Raw genomic sequence first — 18,901 nt, forward strand, 5'->3', positions numbered from 1 at the left:
CATCAGGGCCAGCAGTCGGTCTATCCGTTACTGCGCAAACAGGCCGGATATAAGACTGCAACCGTTCTCGCCTAGCCACACATTTCAAAAATTCGATTGCCACAAAGGAGGCGTCCATATAAGACAAACCCATGAAGTCCCAACGCCGTCTATTGATCAACGCTCTACTTGCAGGCAGTCTGCTCGCTATGGCCGCCGTCCCCACGCAGGCCGCCGACTGGCCAGCCGCCAAACCAATTTCCTACGTGGTTCCTTTCACTGTCGGCGGCTCCACCGACGTGGTTGGGCGCATGCTGGCCAGAAAACTGGCCGATCGCCTGAAACAGAATGTCATTGTCGAAAACAAGCCCGGCGCCGCCGGCGCCATCGGTGCCGCCTATGTCGCCAATTCGGCACCCGATGGCTACACGCTGTTTGGCGGCACCATCAGTACGCACGCCATCAATGCCAGCCTGTACAAGAGCCTGAAGTACGACCCCGTAAAGGATTTCGAGCCGGTTTCACTCATCGCCTACCTGCCCAATGTGCTGCTGGTGGATCCCAACCTGGGCGTCAATACGGTGGCCGAACTTATCGAGTTGCTGAAACGCAATCCGGACAAGCGCACGTTCGCGTCGTCGGGCGCTGGAACCTCAACCCACCTGACTGGCGAGCTGTTCGCCAACGCCATTGGCGTACCGCTGACTCATGTGCCGTACAAGGGTACGCCACCCGCCATGGTTGACGTCTCCTCGGGCCAGGTCACGTTCATGTTCGATCAGATGACAGCGGCCCTGCCGCTTCTGCAGGCCGGCAAGCTCAAGCTCATCGCCGTCACCACCAAGGACCGTATCGCCCTGTCGCCGCAAACCCCCACGATGGAAGAAGCGGGCGTGGCAGGCTTCAATGTTGCGTCGTGGCAGGCGGTTTATGCGCCCAAGGGTACACCCAAGCCCATTCTGGATCGTCTGGCCCAGGAATTGGCAGTAATTGTGAAAGACCCCGAAGTGCAGGAGCAATTGGGCAAGACCATGGGCATGCAATTGGTGGGCAGCACACCTGAAGAGCTACGCGATCTGATGGCCGCGGAAATCCCGCGCTGGGCAGACGTGGTGAAGAAGTCAGGCGCCAGCATCGATTAAGCAGGTTCTACCCTCGTATCCGGCTGTAATACCGGTTGCCCTGCGCTAAAGGCAGCCCGTAAACTCTGAAGGACATGGTCGTATCCCATGATCTTCAAGATATTGTCTGAAGTTCGACCTTCACGCTCGAGAGAGATCATGAAACTACAGCATTGGTTGACGATTGCCGCAGCGTGTGCAGTTTCCGGACCTGTTTGCGTTTGGGCGCAAGCGGTGCAAGGCGAGCCGCCTCCACCCGCTACGCAACCCTCTGTAAACCGACCGGAAGGCGCGGGAAGTACCGTGCCCAATTTCGTGCCAGATATCGATCCCGCCCTGCCCAACCGTCGTGTACCCAGTTTGGCGCCACCCAGGCCGCTCGACGGCCATCCCGTCACGCCTGATAAGGCATGGCCCAAGCCGCCCGCGATAAAGCCGGCGCTTCCATCCAGGCGACCCGACGCGGGCACGATCAAGAATGATGAGTTACTTTCCGGCAAAGAGCGGCCGAGTATCGAAGAATCCGACCGAAACTACCGTCCGGCACGATCACGGTAATCGATGGGCACGAACACGTAGCCACCGTCGCTTTCAGCCCGAATGTGACCCAGGCCCGGAAAAGGAAGATGCGCGCCCGCTACAAGATCCCGTTCAGACGCTGCTGTAGCGAAATGCTTCTCACGTTGTGCCACCGCTTTCTCCGGTGAAACGTCGTACCGAATGGCAATCTTCGGCTTTGGGAATTGCACCGATGCCACGTGCACAATGTCACCGATGAACTCAATCGACTGCCCTTTGCTTTCAAACTTATAGAAGCTGTGTCCCGGCGTGTGTCCCGGCGTCGGAATAGCTATGACACCCGGAAAGAGTTGGGTCGGCCCAGTAAAAGACTCGACTTTACCCGCCTTGACATACGCGCCGACGGTTTTCACTGCCTCCTCGAAATACTTCTTGTCATAGCCGTCCACGCCTTCGCTGTTTGCGGGATCGAGGAAAAGATCCAGGTCCGGCTTGCCCACGTGGATGGTCGCGTTCGGAAAGACCAGTTGCCCTGCGCTGACCAGGCCACCGCTATGGTCAGTGTGGATATGGGTCAGCAGGATGTCGTCGATCTGTTCAGGCGAATAACCCGCCGATTTCAGGTTACCAAGCAGCTTGCCGCCATTTCCGGGACCGAAGAATGAGCCGGATCCGGTATCAACCAGCACCAGTCTGGTCCCCGTGTCGACCAGAAAGGCATTGATCGACGCTTCGACCGGGTTAGATAAAAATGACCGCTTGAGTAAACTGTCGGTCTCCGCTGCGCTGGTGTTGATCAACAGGGCATGCAGGTCCTGAGGCACAGTACCATCGGACAGTGCGGTAACCTGAAAGTCGCCTACACGATAATGATGAACACCTGGAGCTTGGGCACGACCCTGCGCGACTGCCGCCACCGGCGCCACCTGAGCATGACCCGCCGCATTGATGCCGATAGGAAAGGCGCCAACGATCGCTATCGAGGCTGCCAGCGCGCGCGAGATAAAGAATGGAATAACTTGCATGGACTGCTCCAAAGTGTTGATTGGAATCTATTGACCGTCCGGACCACATCAACGTGCCGAAATCAGTACAGACCTCACTCTAACGCTCCACTGTTGCGATAGTGAGTTGCCTTTCCCTATATGAGGTATACGGAATATGAATATCCGACGGTCGGATCTGCCCTTGCTTATTTCACTGGATGTGCTTCTTGAAGAACAAAATGTCACGCGCGCTGCCAGGCGACTGAACATCAGTCAGCCCGCGCTCTCCACACAGCTCGGCCGTCTCAGGGACATGTTCAATGACCCCCTCCTGGTTCCCTCTGAGGCTGGCCGCGGTATGTTGCCCACCGACCGTGCGTTGGCCATGCAGCCGCGTTTGCATCAAGCCTTGCTGGATCTTCAGGGTGCTGTTGCATCGACCGAAGACTTCGAACCGCTCACGGCACGGCGGAATTTTTTAGTCGCCGTCAACGACAATTTCTTCACGCAAGTGGGGCTTGCCGTCGCGCAATCGGTTTTGGCGCATCGTGCGCCTGGCATACGCCTTAGCTTTATTGCGCCAAAAGAAGATAATTTGACTTACAGAATGGAAAAGGGGGAAATTGACCTGTATGTCGGGCTTACGCAAAAAGTACCCGACGCATTGAAGGCCAGATTCCTGCTCAAAGACGACTTCAGGTTGGCGCAGCGCAAGGGGCACCCCCGCGGCACGGGGAATCTCAGCATCGAGGAGTACTGCACTCTCGCGCATGTCATGGTGTCCCAGGACGGCCAGTTCAAAAGCGGTGTCGATGACGCTCTGGAAGGTTTGGGGCACCAGCGCCATGTAGCGCTGACGGTGTCAGGCTATAACCAGATACCACTCGTGCTCGAGGAAACAGACTGTGTGGCCACCCTGCCGCAGCGACTGCTGCGACGCTATGCCGCAAAGCTGGATATCCTGGCCCTGCCTTTCCATCTATCAACGTTTGACATTGCCATGGCTTGGCACCCCAGGTCTCATGAAGACCCCGCTCATCAATGGCTGCGCGAGCATTTTATTCGGGCTGCCGGCCAGACTGCCGCTGTGTGATGGCGACATTTTTCCGTGGTTGTGGTTCGTCAGCCTTGCAGGCTCTCGGTCATCTGTCGGCAGTAATTCGAGAGATTCTCCGGAAGGTCTGACGGACATACCCCGCACTGCCGGTTGCCGGGGACGGCGTAGTCGATAAACGTGGGGTACGGCAGATTCAAGTTGGCCATGATGGTCTTGAATTCCTCCAGCGTCTTGCCGTCACCGAGGCGGGGGTTTCGCTTTTTTTCCTGCGCGATGCAAGACACGAATCGGTCCTTGTAATCGTGTGCCGGGTAGACCAGGGTCTCTTCAGGCAACGTGAATAACTTCTCGCGCACACTTTTGTATAACGCATCGGCATCGCCGTTTTGAAAGTCGGTTCTGCCGCAGCCCTCTATAAGCAACGCATCACCAGTGAACACCCGATCATTGAACAGATACGAGAAATGTCCGTCAGTATGTCCCGGGGTGTGCAATGGCTGCAAGTGAATGGCGCCCACCTGAAACGGCTTGCCTTCTTCGATACCGACATCAACACAAGGCAACCGATCGTGGGCCGCCGCCGCAATCTTGCTGCCAACGGCGCGCTTCATTTCCAATGCCGCCGTGATGTGGTCAGCATGGATATGAGTATCGACGGTATAAGCTAGCGTCAGGCCAAGACGGCGCACTTCGGCCAGATCACGCTCCATTGCCGAGATGACCGGGTCGATGAGTATTGCCAACCCTGTGTCGGTATCGCCGAGAAGATAGGTGTAGGTGCTTGATAAGGGCTCAAACAATTGACGGAAGATCATGATCGCTCTCCTGATGGGCGCTGAAGGACATATCAACATAAAAATTCTAACGAATAAGATATTTATATATTATTATAATATATAATGTAAAGGTACAACGTGACTATGAACGACTGAAACCCTGATGACTGCAACGAAACAAATAGATCTCCGAAAAATTGAGGCTGCTGCGCAAGAGGCCGGCAAGTTACTGAAGACGCTGTCCAACACAGATCGCCTGCTGTTGCTTTGCCAGATGACCCAGGGCGAATTTTCGGTCAGCGAACTCGAAGCAATGACCGGCATTTCCCAACCCACGCTCTCGCAGCAACTCACTGTGTTGCGCGAAGAGCAACTCGTAAACACTCGTCGCGACGGCAAGAAGATTTTCTACTCGATCGTCAGCAACGAGGCACTGACCGTGCTGCAGGTGCTGTACGATCTTTACTGCCCGAAGGACTAGGAGGCATGCAATGACAATCGACTGGAACAACTTCACGCCGTGGACATCACTGGCGGGCGGCCTGATGATAGGTCTTGCCGCAACGCTCTTCCTGCTGTTCAACGGCAAGATCGCGGGCATTAGCGGCATCTTGGGCGGTGCGTTAAGGCCGCAGCGGGGGGACGTCGCCTGGCGTCTTGCATTTTTAGGCGGCCTGATCGCTTCGCCCCTGTTATATGCACTGGCAAGGCCCTTGCCGGAGGTGCAAATCGAGGCCAGCTACCTGATGCTCCTCATAGCCGGACTGCTGGTCGGTGTCGGTACGCGTTACGGCTCGGGTTGCACCAGCGGACATGGCGTGTGCGGGATTTCCCGACGTTCGCCGCGCTCCGTGGTCGCGACAGTTGCCTTCATGTTCGCCGGTTTCCTGACTGTCTACATCGTTCGCCACGTGCTTGCTTAAGCGGAGCAAAATATGAAACTACTCACGGCTTTGTTATGTGGCTTATTGTTTGGTTTTGGGCTCATCCTGTCTGGCATGAGCAACCCTTCAAAGGTGCTCGGGTTTTTGGATCTGGCTGGAAATTGGGATCCATCGCTGGCCTTCGTCATGGGAGGCGCAGTGCTAGTCGGCACGCTGGCGTTTCCCTTTGCGATGAAACGGCCAACGTCCATCCTGGGCGATGCGATGCGTCTGCCCACTGCCACGAACATCGACTGGCGCCTTGTACTGGGTGGACTCACGTTCGGCGTGGGCTGGGGTCTGGCGGGCTATTGCCCCGGACCGGCACTGGCCTCGCTTGCACAAGGTGGCGTAAAGCCGCTGCTGTTCTTCGCTGCCATGCTGGCTGGCATGGCATTGTTCGAATTGCTCGAAAGAGCAAAGAAAAACCTATAGCAGCGGTACTATAACGGACACGTTCTGCATGCTTTTGCGCAGGTCGACCTCGGCCCGCCACCTTATTTATTGCGTAGCGTTCCACCAGCTGGCGTGGCGTTCTGACCAAGGATCTTGCCGTTCACGGACATCCCGTACAGATCCGACGGTTCGTCATGGAACTGCTTTCGCGTGGCCTCAAGCGAGCCGTCATATCGAGGGTCCTGCGGCCGCTCATGGCTGTTCATATATTGGGCAACATCCCACGCCTCCTGATCGGTGAGCGTGCCCGCCTTGCCTAAAGGCATGTTTGCCTTGATAAACGCCGCAGCGGTGGAAACGCTGTGCATGCCGGCTCCCCAATTAAAAGAATCGTCTCCCCATAGTGCAGGAAAGACCATTTTTCCTTCGACTTTCTGCCCACCGCCATCCGTACCGTGGCAGAGCGCGCAATTCTGCTCATAAACGCGCTCGCCTCGAACAAAATCGGGTTTCTGCTCTGGTTCCTCCAGTCGCGGGTAACCCTGTCCCTCAAGCTTGACCCCCGTGGGCGCTCCCTGTGCCAGCCAATACATATAACTTTGCAGCGCTATGATGGTTTCGCTGTCGGCGGGGGGCGCGATTCCATTCATGCTGTATTGAAAGCAGCCTTGCAAGCGCTCCGTCAGCGTATTGACGCGGTTGTTCTTCGCTCGATAGGCTGGATAAAGCACATAGGCCGCCCACAGCGGCGAGGAATCCTCTCGGCGTCCGGCATCCAGATGACAGCTCGCGCAATTCATCGAGTTTCCCACGTAGTCCTTCGTGTATTCACCCGTGCGCATGAAGATATCCTGCCCTTTTCTGACCATTGCGCCAAATTCGTTGTCGGGTATGGACCGCGCGTCGGGGGGAGTGAAGTCCTTATTCGTCGTAGCGACTGGCGCGATCGGGGTGCCGCTGTCTGGCGCGGGCAGCTGCGTTTGGGCGCCTGCACCCGAAGCGCCCGCCACGCTCAGTATCAAGGCGGCCTGGGCCAGGCGCATGAAGTTCAGTTCCATCATCTCGCTCCACTTTTCGTGGTGACAGCGGCTTTGGTCGCCGCGCCAGCCGGCAGGCCGCCAAAGTAATCAGCGACGGCGCTGATCTGCTGATCACTCATGCGTTGCGCAATATCCCCCATCAGGGACAATGGCCCGGCAGGGCGCTTTTCAGCTTTCCAGTCGATAAGTTGCTGACGCATGTAATTGGCAGGAAGACCTGCGAGCGCTGGAAAGCTGGCACCCACCCCTACTCCCCCCGGGCCGTGGCACTGAATACAGGCCGGTATGTTGTTATCCCAGTCACCCCGATTCGCTACCCACGCACCCATCGCGGATTTGTCGGGATAAGTCTCGACCATATTGGTCAGGGCCAGGGCATCGTAAGGTTTCGGGAGCTGGGACAAATAAATGCTTACTGCTTCGATTTGAGCGGGATTCATTGCTTTGGCGATAGGTTCCATGACAGGATTATGCCGCTCCCCTGCCGCAAAGTTTTTGAGTTGCTCCGCAAGATACGTGGCACCCTGTCCTGCCAAGTAGGGAAAGCCCGCTGCGGCCATGCCTTCGCCGTTTACGCCGTGACACGTCGCGCACGCAATAACGCCGCCGCCCCCTTCCGTCATGATTTTTCGTCCATCGGCAACGGCGTCCGCCCATACCGGCGACGCAAAAAAGATCATGCCTATGGCGACAATGGTGTTCTTGCTGCGCCTGTTCAGCCGATAGGTGTAAGTCACTATTTTTCTTCCAAAAAAGCCTTCAAGGCGTATTTTTCGCGGTCGATTTCCCCGCGTGTGCGTATGCCCAGTCGGCGCAGGACCGGCAATGGCGGGCACCAGCCCTGTATACCGTGTTGCAGCAGAAATCCCAGCACACCACCGGTCAACCACAGCCATTTCCGGTCGACCGTCAGGCCCAATACAAGTCCGGTAAGCGCCAATGTCGAGGCGTTGACCTCCAATACGCGTTCCACGTCCCACTCTTCATCCAATGCGCGCATGCGTCGCCGGATGCCCGCTTTGTTACTATTGGAATAGCGGCGGATATTGCTGTCCGTATCCCGATCAATCTGCTCGTTCACCTGTGGCGGCGTAGAACGGCGAACGCGATCAGCACCCGATAGCATTGCATCATGGATTAGATTCGTCATAGTACCTCCGAAAGATCTCAAGAACCGGAAAATCCTGGCGGCGTGCTCGAATCGTTCAGCAACCTTCGTACCCGACGGTCGCACGAACCCATTACTCTTCCAGTTCATTCATCAATCACACAAAGAATACCAACCATGAACTGGAAACAGGGGCTGCAAAAACAGGGGGTGATGCCAGCTTTACTTGCGGCGCTGCTATTTGGCGGTGGAACGCCTCTGGCCAAACTGCTGCTGGATAGCGTCAGTCCGTGGCTCTTGGCAGGCCTGCTTTATCTGGGGTCGGGAGTTGGACTCACGATCTACCGTCGCCTGCGACGCGCCCCGGCCGTGCGTTTGCCGCGGCGCGAAGTCCCCTGGCTTCTTGGGGCCATAGGCGCAGGAGGGGTGGTCGGGCCGGTCTTGCTCATGCTCGGTCTTACCGGCATGCCTGCGTCGGGCGCCGCCTTGTTGCTAAACGCCGAGGGAGTATTTACGGCGCTCCTGGCGTGGTTTGTCTTTAAAGAGAACGTTGATCGGCGCATTGCGCTTGGCATGGTCGCCATTGTCGCCGGCGCCCTCGTGTTGAGCTGGCCCGGCGAAGCGCGTTTTGCCGGGCTGTGGCCGGCGTTGGCGGTAATAGGCGCCTGCCTGGCCTGGGGCATTGATAACAACCTGACCCGTAAGGTATCGCTTACCGATGCCACCTGGATCGCTGCGGTTAAGGGTTTGGTAGCGGGCGTCGTTAATCTGCTTCTCGCCATTATGTTGGGCGCCTTGTTGCCGTCATGGTCAAGTGTGGGAGGCGCCATGGTCGTCGGCTTCCTGGCGTATGGCGTAAGTTTGGCGCTCTTCGTGATCAGCTTGCGTCATCTGGGCACGGCGCGTACCGGAGCCTACTTTTCGGTCGCGCCATTTTTCGGTGCCGTTCTAGCGATTGCGCTGGGCGAACCGGTCACCGTGCCACTGCTAATCGCTGGCGCGTTGATGGCGATTGGCATCTTGCTGCATCTGACCGAACGGCACCAGCACACCCATACGCACGAAATCCTGGAGCACGAACATGAGCACACCCACGATGAGCACCACCAACACTCGCACGACACGCCCGTTGCAGCAGGAACCACACATCGGCACCCGCATCGCCATGAGCCATTGACGCACACGCACGAGCACTTTCCCGACGCCCACCATCGACACAAGCACTGACCCCAGAAGCCCATACCCGTATTGATCTTACGCAGGTTTGTCGACGACTTCTGCCGTATTCAAGTACGCGATCAATTTCCTGAACGCGGCATCGAAAAGTAGTTCGTAACTATTGCGCTCTACATATCCGATGTGCGGGGTCGCAGTACAGCGGGGCGATTCCGTAAGCTCGGTGGCCTGTAGAACAGGCTCGTGATCGAAGACATCGACCGCTACGCGACCCGGACGCCCCACTTTCAGGGCTGCCACCAGAGCGCCCGGCTCGATCAGACCCGGGCGGCCCGTATTCACCAGTAAAGATGTCGGCTTCATCAGGGCGAGATCGCGCAACGTAACGGAATGGCGTGACTCTGCATTCATGCGCATCTGCAGAGCAAGAACGTCGCTCTGTTCGAACAAGGCGTCTCTTCCGTCGGCCAGTCGTGCTCCGGTCCTTTGGGCCGCCAAGCGTGTATTCTCGCGCCCCCAAACCAGAACGTCCATACCGAAAGCCTTCGCATAGCCGCCGAGCAATTGTCCGATTCGTCCATAACCCAATATGCCGAGTGTCTGGCCGTGCAGGGCGCGACCTATCTGGCCCATCGGATTGCCTTGCTGCCACGAACCTTGCTTCATGCTGATCATGTAATGATGCACATTTCGGCTGGCATTGAGAACCAGAGCCCAGGTAATTTCGGCGGCCGAGTGACCATCGCTGGCTCCGCCTTCAAGTATCGCGATGCCCCGCTGAGCGCAAGCTTCTTGATCGATATGCGATGTAGCTGCCTGGCCCGCCGTGCCTGTCTGCACCAGCGCCCTTAATACGGGAAGACGGTCAAGAAACTGCGCCGTTATCTGCGAGCGCTCACGTATCAGAACCAGATACTCGACATCGCGCATTTGCCGAACAGCCGCGTCATCCAGCGGCTGCCGGGTGATGACGCGGATGTCGGCGTTGGGTAAAGCGTCGTTCAACATACAGTACGCGTCCAACGCAGGGACGAAGCCCTCGTAGTCGTCGATGATGGCAATAACGGGACGCGAAATATACATGATCAATTCGCCGCGATACCGGCTGTCTTGACCACTTCGCTCCATTTCGCCAGATCGTCCTTCACGATCTGGCCCAATTCGCCAGGTGAGCGGTAGCTGGCGTTCGAACCCTGTGCACTCATCTGGGACTTGAATTCGTCCGAAGTGATCACCTTTTGCATGGCGCCGGCCAGCTTTTCCACCACATCGGCGGGCATCCTGGCGGGGCCAAATACCGAAAACCAGGCCTCCAGCTGGAATTCCGGCAGGCCGGCTTCCGCAGTCGTGGGGATGTTAGGCAACTTCGGATGCCGCTGGTTGCTGGTAATGGCCAGTGCGCGCAAGGTGCCCGCTTCCACATGCGCCATCGCTGTAGGTGGCGTTGTAATGAAAACGTCGATGCGCCCGGCCAGCAGATCTTGCATTGCAGGCGCGGCGCCACTGTAGGGCACATGTACCATGTCTGTATCCGTCTTGAGCTGGAACAGCTCGCCGCCCAGATGCTGTATTGAACCGACACCCGACGACGCAAAATTCATGGAACCCGGTTTTCGCTTGGCCAACTCGATGAACTCCTGCAGGGTCTTGGCGGGCGAGTTCGCGGGAACCAGAAACAGGTGCGGTCCCCGTATCACTTCCGCGATCGGTGTGAAGTCTTTCACAGGATCCCAACTCAAGTCTTTCATCAACACAGGATTACCCGTGTGAAAACCCTCGTAAGACAGCACCAGGGTATACCCGTCGGGCTGCGCGCGCGCGACATAAGAGTTCGCAATGCTGCCACTGGCGCCGGGCCGGTTTTCCACCACAACCGGCTGGCCGAGCTCGTCTTTCAGTTGCTTGGCCAAGGCACGCCCCGCAATATCTGTCGTGCCGCCAGCCGCCACGGGGATAATCAGCGTGATGGGACGATTCGGATAGTCGCTTGCCGCATGCGCCACAGTTGCGGCAGCCAGGCCAAGGCCTACGCCCAGCCATTTCAGTGTTTTCTTGAACATGTTATGTCTCTCCTGGTTATAGGAATGTTCCGAGCAAGCGCGACGGCCGGGCAGAACATCAGTATGTCCAGCGATTATGCATGGCTTGCCAGGCACATTTCCATGGCTTCGCTCTTGTATCAGCTATGCTTTTTTGGGCTAACTTGTAACGACTTTCAGCCTGAATCAGGCTAGCCGCATGTGCAAAGGGATAACGGCGGAATCTATGGACTGCTGCAATACCGGGCGGACTTGCTCCAACACCGCTCGCCCCGCAAGAGTCAAAGGACGGTTTAGCGATGTGGCAATCATCAAACGCGTTTCCATGGAAGGCGCATCCAGCAACGTCGCGGTCAGCGCGCCGGAATGAACCTCATCGGCCACGGCCGGCAAGGCCAGTATGGTGTGGGCGATACCAGCCAAGGCAATCGCCTTCATCAACGTAAGGGTATCCAATTCATATTGAATGTCTAGATTGACCTTAAGCTTTGTCGTAGCCTGATCAATCGTGCGGCGCAACCCGTGCGACCCGCTGGGCAAAGCCAACGGCAAGCCTTGAAGGCCAAGCACCGGCAAACTGGCCATGTGCGGTGCGATAAGCTGTTTCGCCAAACTCGGATGCGACACCAAAAACAACCGTGCGATCGCTAGAGCATCAACAGCAATATGCCGCGATCGACGTGCGTCGTGAAGAATGGCAATGTCCAGGCGGCCGTCGACCAGCCATTCGTGCACGTACCCGCTGTAGCCGGTCAGAAAGTTCAACTTGATGCCAGGTGCGATCGCGCGCATTTTTTGTAATAAGGGCAAACCCATCAGCGACATCATCGTCGGCGTCATACCTAGCGTAACCGAACCGCTTAATGGGCGTTCGTTCTGGTTCAAGCCATCGGCAGCCATTGCCAGCTTCGTGAGCAGCGGGCGAACTCGTTCGGCAAAGATCTCACCTTCAGGCGTCAGAGATACGCCCCGGCCATGGCGATACAACAGCTTTGCGCCGCATTCCTCTTCCAGCCGCTGCACCTGACGCCCAAGTGCCGGTTGCGCCACTCCTATGACGCTGGAAGCCCTTGAAAAGCTGCCGTGATCGGCGACTAACAGAAAGTATTCGAGACGCTTCAGATCCACGGCAAACCACCTATGCAAAGAAAGAGTCTGTGAGGGTGCCGTGCCATTGGAACATAGGAAGCTATGCCGCTACCGCCGTTTGTGCGTATTCAAAAAGTATAGCTGATATGCTGCGGCCGCCATTGTCACTAGTGACGCCTTTTCCGACAATACCAAATCGCTCTGCCATCATCACCCTTCACATTATTCGCATCGAACCATGAAAAATACGTCGGCCCACGCGCTCCTGAATGTCTTCCATGCAAACGGTATAGATCGCGTGTTTCTTGTTCCTGGTGAAAGCTACCTGGGCGTCCTGGACGCATTGCTGGACTTCCCGCAAATCGATACCGTGGTATGTCGGCACGAGGGGGGGGCAGGCTATATGGCGGTGGCCGATGGACGACTGACAGGAAGACCCGGCGTAGCCATGGTCAGCCGTGGCCCGGGCGCCAGCAACGCGGCCATCGCTGTACACACGGCGCAACAAGACGGCGTGCCGTTGATTCTGTTGGTGGGGCAAATTCCCAGGCGCGACTTGCGACGCGAAGCATTTCAGGAAATCGACTATCAGAAAATGTTCGGATCGATCGCCAAATGGGTCTTCGAGGCCACTGAGCCACAGCAACTGGCCGAAGCCGCCTACAAGGCCATTCGCGTGGCCACCTCGGGCGCACCCGGCCCCGTCGTGCTCGTCATTCCTGAAGACATTCAACAACAGCGCGTCGACCAGCCACAATGGAAACTGACACCGCACGCACCTGCGTTGCCCGATCCAGACACACTGGCCGCCCTCGAACAACAATTGCACCAGGCCAAGCGCCCACTGATCATCGCCGGTGGAGTGTTCGAGCGGCCTGGAGGACGCGCCGCCTTGAACAACTTTGCACAGGCTTGGGGCATTCCAGTTGCAATATCGTTTCGCCGCCAGGATATCTTCCCACAGACGAATCCGCTGTATGCAGGGGAACTCGGACTGGCTACATCGCCTGCCCAACTCGAGGCCTTCCAGGAAAGCGACCTGATTCTCGCATTGGGCACCCGCCTGGGCGACGTCACCACCCAGGGCTATACCTTTCCCGTTCTGCCCAGACCAGAACAGACGCTGGTGCATTGTTATCCCGACGATCATGTCGTGGGCCTGCACTACACGGCCGACTACGGCTTGGTATGCGATCCGGTGCAACTGGTGAAAGCCATCACTCCGAATACGGCACCTGCAATCCCGCCCGAGCGCGCGGCGTGGAGCCAACGGCTGGCCCACATCCACGATGGTCATGCCGCATGGCCCACGCGTGCCACAAGCCAAGGGATAGATTTCAGCAAAGTGGTTCGCAGTGTGTCTGAGCAGGCGCCGTCAGACGCCGCGATATGTGTCGATGCCGGCACATTTGCTGCGCCTGTTTATCGCTACTTCCGCTTCCGCGCCGACCAGCGCCTGATGTCGCCGCTTTCGGGCGCCATGGGCTATGGAACGCCAGCGGCAGTCGCCCATGCGCTGCGCCACCCGGACAAAAAGACGATCTGCATGGTCGGGGACGGCGGCTTTATGATGACGGGCAACGAGATGATCGCCGCAGTGCAATATCGGCTTCCCATCGTGTTCATTCTTTCGAACAACAACTGCTATGCATCCATCCGAATCAACCAGGAGCGCGCATACCCGGGCCGCGTGAGTGGCACGTCGCTGTTGAATCCGGACTTCCGCGCTATGGCGGATGCCTTTGGGATACGGGCCGTCACACTGCACCATGACGTTGACATTGACCAAGTGATCGGTGACGCATTGGCAGCCGACGGGCCTATGTTCATCGAGGTGAGAACAGATTTAAGCTCGGTACTGCCAGAGCTTGCATAGGCGCTCCAGAATGTAATGTCGGACGAAGCGACGAGAATGTCGTGAAGTCGCGCCTCAAACTGCCTAAGCGGCACAAGCTGGCGACCTCACGGCTCAGGCCCTATCATGTCGTGTACTGCAGATCAGGCAAACCTGCTACGGGTAATAGAAGGGTGTGTCCATCAGCCGGCCCACTTGACGTAAAACGGTTCTACGAAGTCCGCGATCGACAATCAACGTTATGATTCGCTAACAACCTATCCAGGAAGCCGTTATGCATCCAGCGGCTACGTGCGGCGTACCAGCATGCTCAATATAACTTCGCCGACAGGCCATAGACGCCTCTTTTGGTTCTTATCGGCACTGGTGGCAACCATGACAGTGACGCATACCTCACTGGCCACTGAGGCACTGGCCAAACACATAACCGGCGCGCACAGCGCGCAGCAGCTGCCCATGACAAACGCCACTGCGACAAACAGCGCAGCGCCGTCCATGGAGACATCGAATGCCGTTATACGCGTCGGCGTGCTTGCCTATATGGAGACCGAGTACACAACTCGAGAATGGGACCCCATACGGCAGTTTCTGCAAAGCGCCCTACCGACCTACGATATCGAATTCACCTATCTGGATCTCGACGGCATAAGCAATGCGGCCATGATGCGGTCCATCGATTTTGCACTGACCAGCCCTGGACAATACGTGACGCTTGAACTGGCTGCGGGGGCCAGCCGGATTGCAACGGTTGAACGGGACCGACATTCCGTCAACGGACTCGGGCTAGGCTCCACTGTTATTACACGGTCGGACCGACACGATTTGAATAGCATGCAAGACCTGCGCGGACACGTGGTGGCTGCCACCACCGAGGAAGGCTTCGGAGGCTATCAGCTCGTATGGCGCGAGCTGGCTGCCATCGGCATGGACCCTGCCTCCGACCTCGGAGGACGTAGCTTTGTCGGCTTTCCGATGACGCGCGTATTGGCCGCCGTAGCCGACAAGCAAGCCGATGCCGGGATTGTGCGCACGTGCATGCTTGAGAATGTGCCCGACTGGCAGACACGATACAAGGTCTTGTCCCAGCAGCCGGATACTGGTCTGGGGTGTCTAAGTTCCACAAGGCTCTATCCCGATTGGCCGTTCGCGACATTCCGACACACCCCAACTGAGGTGGCGCGCACAGTCGCAGTGGCCCTGCTGCAGATGCCGGCCACGGCGGATGGACTGCGATTCACCGTGCCTGCAGACTATCAATCCGTGCACGAGCTGTTTCGTGAATTGCAGATTGGACCCTACGGCTATCTGCGCGAGCACGGCGTAGCGGCGATGGCACGACGGAATTGGCCCGTACTGGCGCTGCTGGGCATCGTGGCTATGCTGTGGTTGATGTATACCTTTTGGATCGAAAAACTGGTGCACGTGCGCACTCGGGCACTGCGCCACGCACTGGAGGAACGCAAGCTTTGGGAAGCTCGCATGCTTGCAAATAAAGAAGCCGTCGATCACATGTCGCGTTTTTCCATCCTTGGTGAACTGTCGACCACGCTGGCGCATGAACTAAACCAGCCTCTGGCCGGCATCACCAACTACAGCCGCGGCCTGCTGCGACGGCTGGACAACAATCAACTGAGCAACGAGGCAGTTCGGTTAGCGGCCACAGAGATTACGAAACAGGCGCAACATGCGGCCAACGTACTGTCCCGGATACGCACATTCGCTCGCAAACGAGCTGCCGTACACGAATTGCGTCGACCGGTCGACGTAGTGTCAGACGCCGTTTCCCTCTTTTGCGGCATGCAGACAGCGTTCCCGCAACTACATGTCGACGACCGGCTGCCGCCTGAAATACGAATAAGAGTGGATAGCCAACAGATACTGCAAGTGTTGCTGAATCTGTTGAAGAATAGCCTGGACGCCATGTCCGACATACCTGTCGGGGAGCGAAGTATTGAAATATCCCTGATGCTTCAGGAGGGAAACGTGAGTATATGCGTCCGTGACCATGGTTCTGGCATGACCACAGCCCAGCAGGCCCGGCTGTTCGAGCCCTTCTATACCAGCAAGGAGCATGGCCTCGGGTTAGGTTTGTCGATCTGCTACGACATCGCGGCGGCGCATGGCGGCACATTGACAGCAAGCACTCCAGAGGAAGGTCGGGGAATGGTTTTTTCGTTATCATTGCCGCCGGCACGCTACCATCAGGGCAAGCATGAAAAGGATTCCACTTGAAGCAAAAAAGTCCACCTTGCACCGTCTACGTCATCGACGATGACGACTCGTTTCGCGGCTCACTGGTCTTTCTGCTTGAATCGTCGGGCTGGCAAGTGGACGCCTACGACAGTGCCACGGCGTTTCTCGCGCAACATACCGTTTTACCCGGAGACATGGGTTGTCTGGTGCTTGATATACGTATGCCTATGATGAGTGGGCTCGCGTTGCAACAGCAACTTATAGAGCTTGGATGGCCGGTGTCCATCATATTCATGACCGGGCACGGTGACGTTCAGATGGCCGTCCAGGGGATGAAGGCCGGCGCGTGCGATTTTCTTGAAAAGCCGTTCCATGATCAAGCTTTTTTGGATGCCGTATCGCAAGCGGTCGCACGCACGCAGCACGCGCGTGTACGGGAGCGGTCACAAGCTGATGCTCAGGCGATCCTGTCGCAGTTGTCTCCCCGTGAAGCCGAAGTCGCGCAACTGGTAGCGCGGGGACTACCCAACAAGCAGATTGCACGATATCTGGGCATCAGCGAAAAAACCGTGCATATCCACCGCCAACACGTCATGGAAAAGACGGCGGCCGGCAATGCCCCCAGCCTGACCCGGCTGATGCTGCGTGCTGATCCCGGGGCACTGCTTGATTAAACGCAAGCCTCTGCGATTTAAATCGTCAAAATAGGTATAACCATCTAGGCCACTAAGAAAAGACCTCGATTGTTGTAGGGCTTTACCTTTCGTATCGTGGGGCATCACCTGCCTGTAGGAGCCCTCACGTGGACCAAAACCGCAACCCCTCCCTTCCTGGGACGCCCGAACCAGGACGTCGTCGTCGCTTTCTGAAGGAAATGCTGGGGCTGGGCGCTGCGGCGACTGTCATCCCCATCACCCCCGTTAAGGCAGCGATCGGAGATCAGCCCCCACGCCGTCCCGGCATGCCCGGTAAACGCTACGGCATGCTGGTAGACCTGCGCAAATGCATCGGCTGCCAAGCCTGCACCGTCAGTTGCTCGATCGAAAATCAGGCTCCGATCGGACAGTTCCGCACGACCGTCCTGCAATACGAAGTCAACATGCCCGACCAAAGCCAGGCCGCCATGCTGAGCTTGCCCCGACTGTGCAATCACTGTGATACACCCCCATGCGTGCCGGTCTGTCCGGTGCAAGCAACGTTTCAACGCGAGGACGGCATCGTCTTGGTTGATAACGAGCGCTGTGTGGGCTGTGGCTATTGCGTCCAGGCATGCCCTTACGACGCCCGCTTCATCAACCACGAAACCCAGACCGCCGACAAATGCACCTTCTGTGAACACCGACTCGAAGTCGGGCTGCTGCCCGCCTGCGTAGAAAGCTGCGTGGGCGGTGCACGCGTCATTGGTGATTTGAACGATAAAAACAGCGAAATATCACGCCGCATGGCCGAAAACCAGGCAGACGTAAAAGTCCTCAAGCCGGGTCAGGGGACCAAGCCACATGTGTTCTACATCGGTCTGCCCGATGAGTTCGTGGACGGCATCGACGGCCAAGCCAGCGTACGCCTGCTGGATATCTAGGAGAATTCTATGGAAATCATCGAACTGCTGACACCGCATTATGAGGTTGCCTGGCTCCCCTGGGCAGTGCAGTACTTTTTCCTAGTGGGCATCGCGACATGCGCAGCCCTGATTGCGGCCGGCTGCGCCTTTGCCGCGCCCGCCTCAGCGGGTGATCGCCTACTGCCTGCGGCGACGGTGGTGCTGGCCGTCGCCGCGATTGCCGCGCCGGTTTCTCTGTTGGCTGACCTGCATCAGCCCGGCCGGTTCTGGCATTTTTATGCCCACTTTACAAGTTGGTCCTGGATGTCGCTAGGGGCAGTGTTGCTCCCCGCGTTCGTAGGACTCGCGCTGGCGTTCTGCGCCGCCTGGTGGTTCAGCCATCGCCCACTGCTGCGCGTGCTGGGTGTCCTGCTGGCGGCCGCCGCCATATCGGTGCTCGTGTATAGCGGCTCTGAAGTCATGGTGCTGAAGTCACGGCCGCTATGGAGCACCCCGTTCTTGCCAGTGAACTTTGCGCTGACGGCCTGGTTAGCTGCACTCGGGGCAATGCTGCTGGTGGCGCGCTGGCTGCCGGGCGGCACCGCCTCCCTTCCTGGGGCGCTGGTCCGCGGCCTGATCTGGGCCGGAATTATCGGCGCGATCCTGACTGCCCTGTCATGGATGGCCACGGGCATGGCAGGAGAGGACGCCTCGTTCACTCAGGCACAACGCCTTTTTGCCGAGTTTCCCGCATGGAGGATGAGTTTCCTGGGATCGATCGTGGCAGGCCTGGCAATCATCATGCTGATGTCTTGCGCTCCCCGCCGCCTATTGCATCCCTTTTATTCGCTTACGGTAGCGGGGATGTTGCTGTCCGTGGGCTGGGTGTTCCGCTGGATCGTTTTCATGGAAGCACAAGAAGTCCCCAAGTACGGCGCCGGCCTGTATCTGTACAGCCTGCCGCTGGGCAGTGACGGTCTGCTAGGTATGGCGGGTGTCCTCGGCCTGTGCATCGCATTGATCGCCATCGCCACATGGCTGGTCAGCGAACTGCGCGGGCGGCGCTGTCTGACCCGTACCCCGGCATAAGCCATCACGCAACCA

At 57.7% G+C, this 18,901-nt stretch carries 20 protein-coding genes; 12 read left to right on the top strand and 8 right to left on the bottom strand.

The window, feature by feature from the left end; genetic code table 11:
• Positions 1 to 131 precede the first annotated feature (131 nt).
• Both CR155_RS17835 and CR155_RS20705 read left to right on the top strand, forming a co-directional pair.
• On the top strand, positions 132 to 1,121 hold the full coding sequence (locus tag CR155_RS17835; protein ID WP_102071390.1) for a Bug family tripartite tricarboxylate transporter substrate binding protein: 990 nt from the start codon (positions 132 to 134) through the stop codon (positions 1,119 to 1,121).
• A gap of 138 nt (positions 1,122 to 1,259) precedes the next feature.
• Entirely contained in the window at positions 1,260 to 1,658 is a 399-nt protein-coding gene (locus tag CR155_RS20705; RefSeq protein ID WP_143705213.1) for a hypothetical protein, read from the top strand.
• Here CR155_RS20705 and CR155_RS17845 read toward each other — a convergent pair.
• On the bottom strand, positions 1,634 to 2,644 hold the full coding sequence (locus CR155_RS17845; protein ID WP_102071392.1) for an MBL fold metallo-hydrolase: 1,011 nt from the start codon (positions 2,642 to 2,644) through the stop codon (positions 1,634 to 1,636). The two genes, CR155_RS20705 and CR155_RS17845, sit on opposite strands and share 25 nt — an antisense overlap.
• 136 nt (positions 2,645 to 2,780) lie before the next feature.
• Here CR155_RS17845 and CR155_RS17850 point away from each other — a divergent pair, with 136 nt between their 5' ends.
• Positions 2,781 to 3,698, top strand: coding sequence for a LysR family transcriptional regulator (locus CR155_RS17850; protein ID WP_102071393.1), 918 nt, complete (start codon positions 2,781 to 2,783; stop codon positions 3,696 to 3,698).
• A 29-nt stretch (positions 3,699 to 3,727) separates the two neighbouring features.
• Here the strand turns inward: CR155_RS17850 and CR155_RS17855 are convergent, their stop codons facing one another.
• Positions 3,728 to 4,477 (bottom strand): MBL fold metallo-hydrolase, encoded by a 750-nt coding sequence (locus CR155_RS17855; RefSeq protein ID WP_102071394.1) that lies wholly within the window; start codon positions 4,475 to 4,477, stop codon positions 3,728 to 3,730.
• A gap of 124 nt (positions 4,478 to 4,601) precedes the next feature.
• Here CR155_RS17855 and CR155_RS17860 point away from each other — a divergent pair, with 124 nt between their 5' ends.
• Genes CR155_RS17860 through CR155_RS17870 form a run of 3 tightly spaced genes read left to right on the top strand, consistent with a single transcriptional unit; the run spans position 4,602 to position 5,796 of the window.
• Positions 4,602 to 4,919, top strand: a complete 318-nt coding sequence (locus tag CR155_RS17860; protein WP_102071395.1) for an ArsR/SmtB family transcription factor — start codon at positions 4,602 to 4,604, stop codon at positions 4,917 to 4,919.
• A gap of 10 nt (positions 4,920 to 4,929) precedes the next feature.
• Positions 4,930 to 5,361, top strand: a complete 432-nt coding sequence (locus CR155_RS17865; protein WP_102071396.1) for a YeeE/YedE family protein — start codon at positions 4,930 to 4,932, stop codon at positions 5,359 to 5,361.
• A gap of 12 nt (positions 5,362 to 5,373) precedes the next feature.
• Positions 5,374 to 5,796: a DUF6691 family protein gene (locus CR155_RS17870; protein ID WP_102071397.1), complete on the top strand. Its 423-nt coding sequence runs from the start codon at positions 5,374 to 5,376 to the stop codon at positions 5,794 to 5,796.
• Between the two features lie 62 nt (positions 5,797 to 5,858).
• Here CR155_RS17870 and CR155_RS17875 read toward each other — a convergent pair whose 3' ends face one another.
• From CR155_RS17875 to CR155_RS17885, 3 genes are read right to left on the bottom strand one after another with little or no spacing between them, the layout of a single operon-like run.
• On the bottom strand, positions 5,859 to 6,818 hold the full coding sequence (locus CR155_RS17875) for a c-type cytochrome (protein WP_102071398.1): 960 nt from the start codon (positions 6,816 to 6,818) through the stop codon (positions 5,859 to 5,861).
• The gene (locus tag CR155_RS17880) at positions 6,815 to 7,477 is read right to left on the bottom strand and encodes a c-type cytochrome (protein ID WP_439650462.1); all 663 of its coding nucleotides are present in this window, start codon (positions 7,475 to 7,477) and stop codon (positions 6,815 to 6,817) included. Before CR155_RS17880 ends, CR155_RS17875 begins: the two co-directional genes overlap by 4 nt.
• A 56-nt stretch (positions 7,478 to 7,533) precedes the next feature.
• Complete coding sequence (locus CR155_RS17885) at positions 7,534 to 7,947, bottom strand: YgaP family membrane protein (RefSeq protein ID WP_102071399.1); 414 nt, start codon at positions 7,945 to 7,947, stop codon at positions 7,534 to 7,536.
• Between the two features lie 135 nt (positions 7,948 to 8,082).
• Between CR155_RS17885 and CR155_RS17890 the strand changes: the two genes are divergently transcribed.
• On the top strand, positions 8,083 to 9,132 hold the full coding sequence (locus CR155_RS17890; protein WP_102071400.1) for a DMT family transporter: 1,050 nt from the start codon (positions 8,083 to 8,085) through the stop codon (positions 9,130 to 9,132).
• A gap of 27 nt (positions 9,133 to 9,159) precedes the next feature.
• Here the strand turns inward: CR155_RS17890 and CR155_RS17895 are convergent, their stop codons facing one another.
• The 3 genes from CR155_RS17895 to CR155_RS17905 all read right to left on the bottom strand — a co-directional run bounded on the left by CR155_RS17895 (position 9,160) and on the right by CR155_RS17905 (position 12,248).
• On the bottom strand, positions 9,160 to 10,164 hold the full coding sequence (locus CR155_RS17895) for a D-2-hydroxyacid dehydrogenase family protein (RefSeq protein ID WP_102071516.1): 1,005 nt from the start codon (positions 10,162 to 10,164) through the stop codon (positions 9,160 to 9,162).
• Positions 10,165 to 10,166: 2 nt separating this feature from the next.
• Positions 10,167 to 11,141 (bottom strand): Bug family tripartite tricarboxylate transporter substrate binding protein, encoded by a 975-nt coding sequence (locus CR155_RS17900; protein WP_102071401.1) that lies wholly within the window; start codon positions 11,139 to 11,141, stop codon positions 10,167 to 10,169.
• A gap of 165 nt (positions 11,142 to 11,306) precedes the next feature.
• Positions 11,307 to 12,248 carry a LysR family transcriptional regulator gene (locus CR155_RS17905; RefSeq protein WP_102071402.1) on the bottom strand — a complete coding sequence of 314 codons (942 nt, stop codon included), beginning with the start codon at positions 12,246 to 12,248 and terminating at the stop codon, positions 11,307 to 11,309.
• 199 nt (positions 12,249 to 12,447) lie between these two features.
• Between CR155_RS17905 and CR155_RS17910 the strand changes: the two genes are divergently transcribed.
• The 5 genes from CR155_RS17910 (at position 12,448) to nrfD (ending at position 18,886) form a co-directional block, all read left to right on the top strand.
• Positions 12,448 to 14,085 carry a thiamine pyrophosphate-dependent enzyme gene (locus tag CR155_RS17910; RefSeq protein WP_102071403.1) on the top strand — a complete coding sequence of 546 codons (1,638 nt, stop codon included), beginning with the start codon at positions 12,448 to 12,450 and terminating at the stop codon, positions 14,083 to 14,085.
• Between the two features lie 354 nt (positions 14,086 to 14,439).
• Positions 14,440 to 16,296: a sensor histidine kinase gene (locus CR155_RS17915; RefSeq protein WP_158238302.1), complete on the top strand. Its 1,857-nt coding sequence runs from the start codon at positions 14,440 to 14,442 to the stop codon at positions 16,294 to 16,296.
• Positions 16,293 to 16,931 (top strand): response regulator transcription factor, encoded by a 639-nt coding sequence (locus CR155_RS17920; protein WP_102071405.1) that lies wholly within the window; start codon positions 16,293 to 16,295, stop codon positions 16,929 to 16,931. The genes CR155_RS17915 and CR155_RS17920 overlap by 4 nt, the downstream gene beginning before the upstream one ends.
• Before the next feature lie 128 nt (positions 16,932 to 17,059).
• A complete protein-coding gene (gene dsrO / locus CR155_RS17925) occupies positions 17,060 to 17,836 on the top strand; it encodes a sulfate reduction electron transfer complex DsrMKJOP subunit DsrO (RefSeq protein WP_369406188.1) in 777 nt (258 codons plus the stop codon).
• Between the two features lie 9 nt (positions 17,837 to 17,845).
• On the top strand, positions 17,846 to 18,886 hold the full coding sequence (nrfD, locus tag CR155_RS17930) for an NrfD/PsrC family molybdoenzyme membrane anchor subunit (RefSeq protein WP_102071407.1): 1,041 nt from the start codon (positions 17,846 to 17,848) through the stop codon (positions 18,884 to 18,886).
• The last annotated feature ends 15 nt before the right edge of the window (positions 18,887 to 18,901 follow it).

Source organism: Pollutimonas nitritireducens, assembly GCF_002849615.1.
GTDB classification, from domain to species: Bacteria; Pseudomonadota; Gammaproteobacteria; order Burkholderiales; family Burkholderiaceae_B; genus Pollutimonas; species Pollutimonas nitritireducens.

Coding starts and splice junctions, on each gene's coding strand:
- CR155_RS17835 (WP_102071390.1), top strand. CDS start 132: ATGAAGTCCCAACGCCGTCTATTGATCAACGCTCTACTTGCAGGCAGT.
- CR155_RS20705 (WP_143705213.1), top strand. CDS start 1,260: ATGAAACTACAGCATTGGTTGACGATTGCCGCAGCGTGTGCAGTTTCC.
- CR155_RS17845 (WP_102071392.1), bottom strand. CDS start 2,644: ATGCAAGTTATTCCATTCTTTATCTCGCGCGCGCTGGCAGCCTCGATA.
- CR155_RS17850 (WP_102071393.1), top strand. CDS start 2,781: ATGAATATCCGACGGTCGGATCTGCCCTTGCTTATTTCACTGGATGTG.
- CR155_RS17855 (WP_102071394.1), bottom strand. CDS start 4,477: ATGATCTTCCGTCAATTGTTTGAGCCCTTATCAAGCACCTACACCTAT.
- CR155_RS17860 (WP_102071395.1), top strand. CDS start 4,602: ATGACTGCAACGAAACAAATAGATCTCCGAAAAATTGAGGCTGCTGCG.
- CR155_RS17865 (WP_102071396.1), top strand. CDS start 4,930: ATGACAATCGACTGGAACAACTTCACGCCGTGGACATCACTGGCGGGC.
- CR155_RS17870 (WP_102071397.1), top strand. CDS start 5,374: ATGAAACTACTCACGGCTTTGTTATGTGGCTTATTGTTTGGTTTTGGG.
- CR155_RS17875 (WP_102071398.1), bottom strand. CDS start 6,818: ATGATGGAACTGAACTTCATGCGCCTGGCCCAGGCCGCCTTGATACTG.
- CR155_RS17880 (WP_439650462.1), bottom strand. CDS start 7,477: ATGATCTTTTTTGCGTCGCCGGTATGGGCGGACGCCGTTGCCGATGGA.
- CR155_RS17885 (WP_102071399.1), bottom strand. CDS start 7,947: ATGACGAATCTAATCCATGATGCAATGCTATCGGGTGCTGATCGCGTT.
- CR155_RS17890 (WP_102071400.1), top strand. CDS start 8,083: ATGAACTGGAAACAGGGGCTGCAAAAACAGGGGGTGATGCCAGCTTTA.
- CR155_RS17895 (WP_102071516.1), bottom strand. CDS start 10,164: ATGTATATTTCGCGTCCCGTTATTGCCATCATCGACGACTACGAGGGC.
- CR155_RS17900 (WP_102071401.1), bottom strand. CDS start 11,141: ATGTTCAAGAAAACACTGAAATGGCTGGGCGTAGGCCTTGGCCTGGCT.
- CR155_RS17910 (WP_102071403.1), top strand. CDS start 12,448: ATGAAAAATACGTCGGCCCACGCGCTCCTGAATGTCTTCCATGCAAAC.
- CR155_RS17915 (WP_158238302.1), top strand. CDS start 14,440: ATGACAGTGACGCATACCTCACTGGCCACTGAGGCACTGGCCAAACAC.
- nrfD (WP_102071407.1), top strand. CDS start 17,846: ATGGAAATCATCGAACTGCTGACACCGCATTATGAGGTTGCCTGGCTC.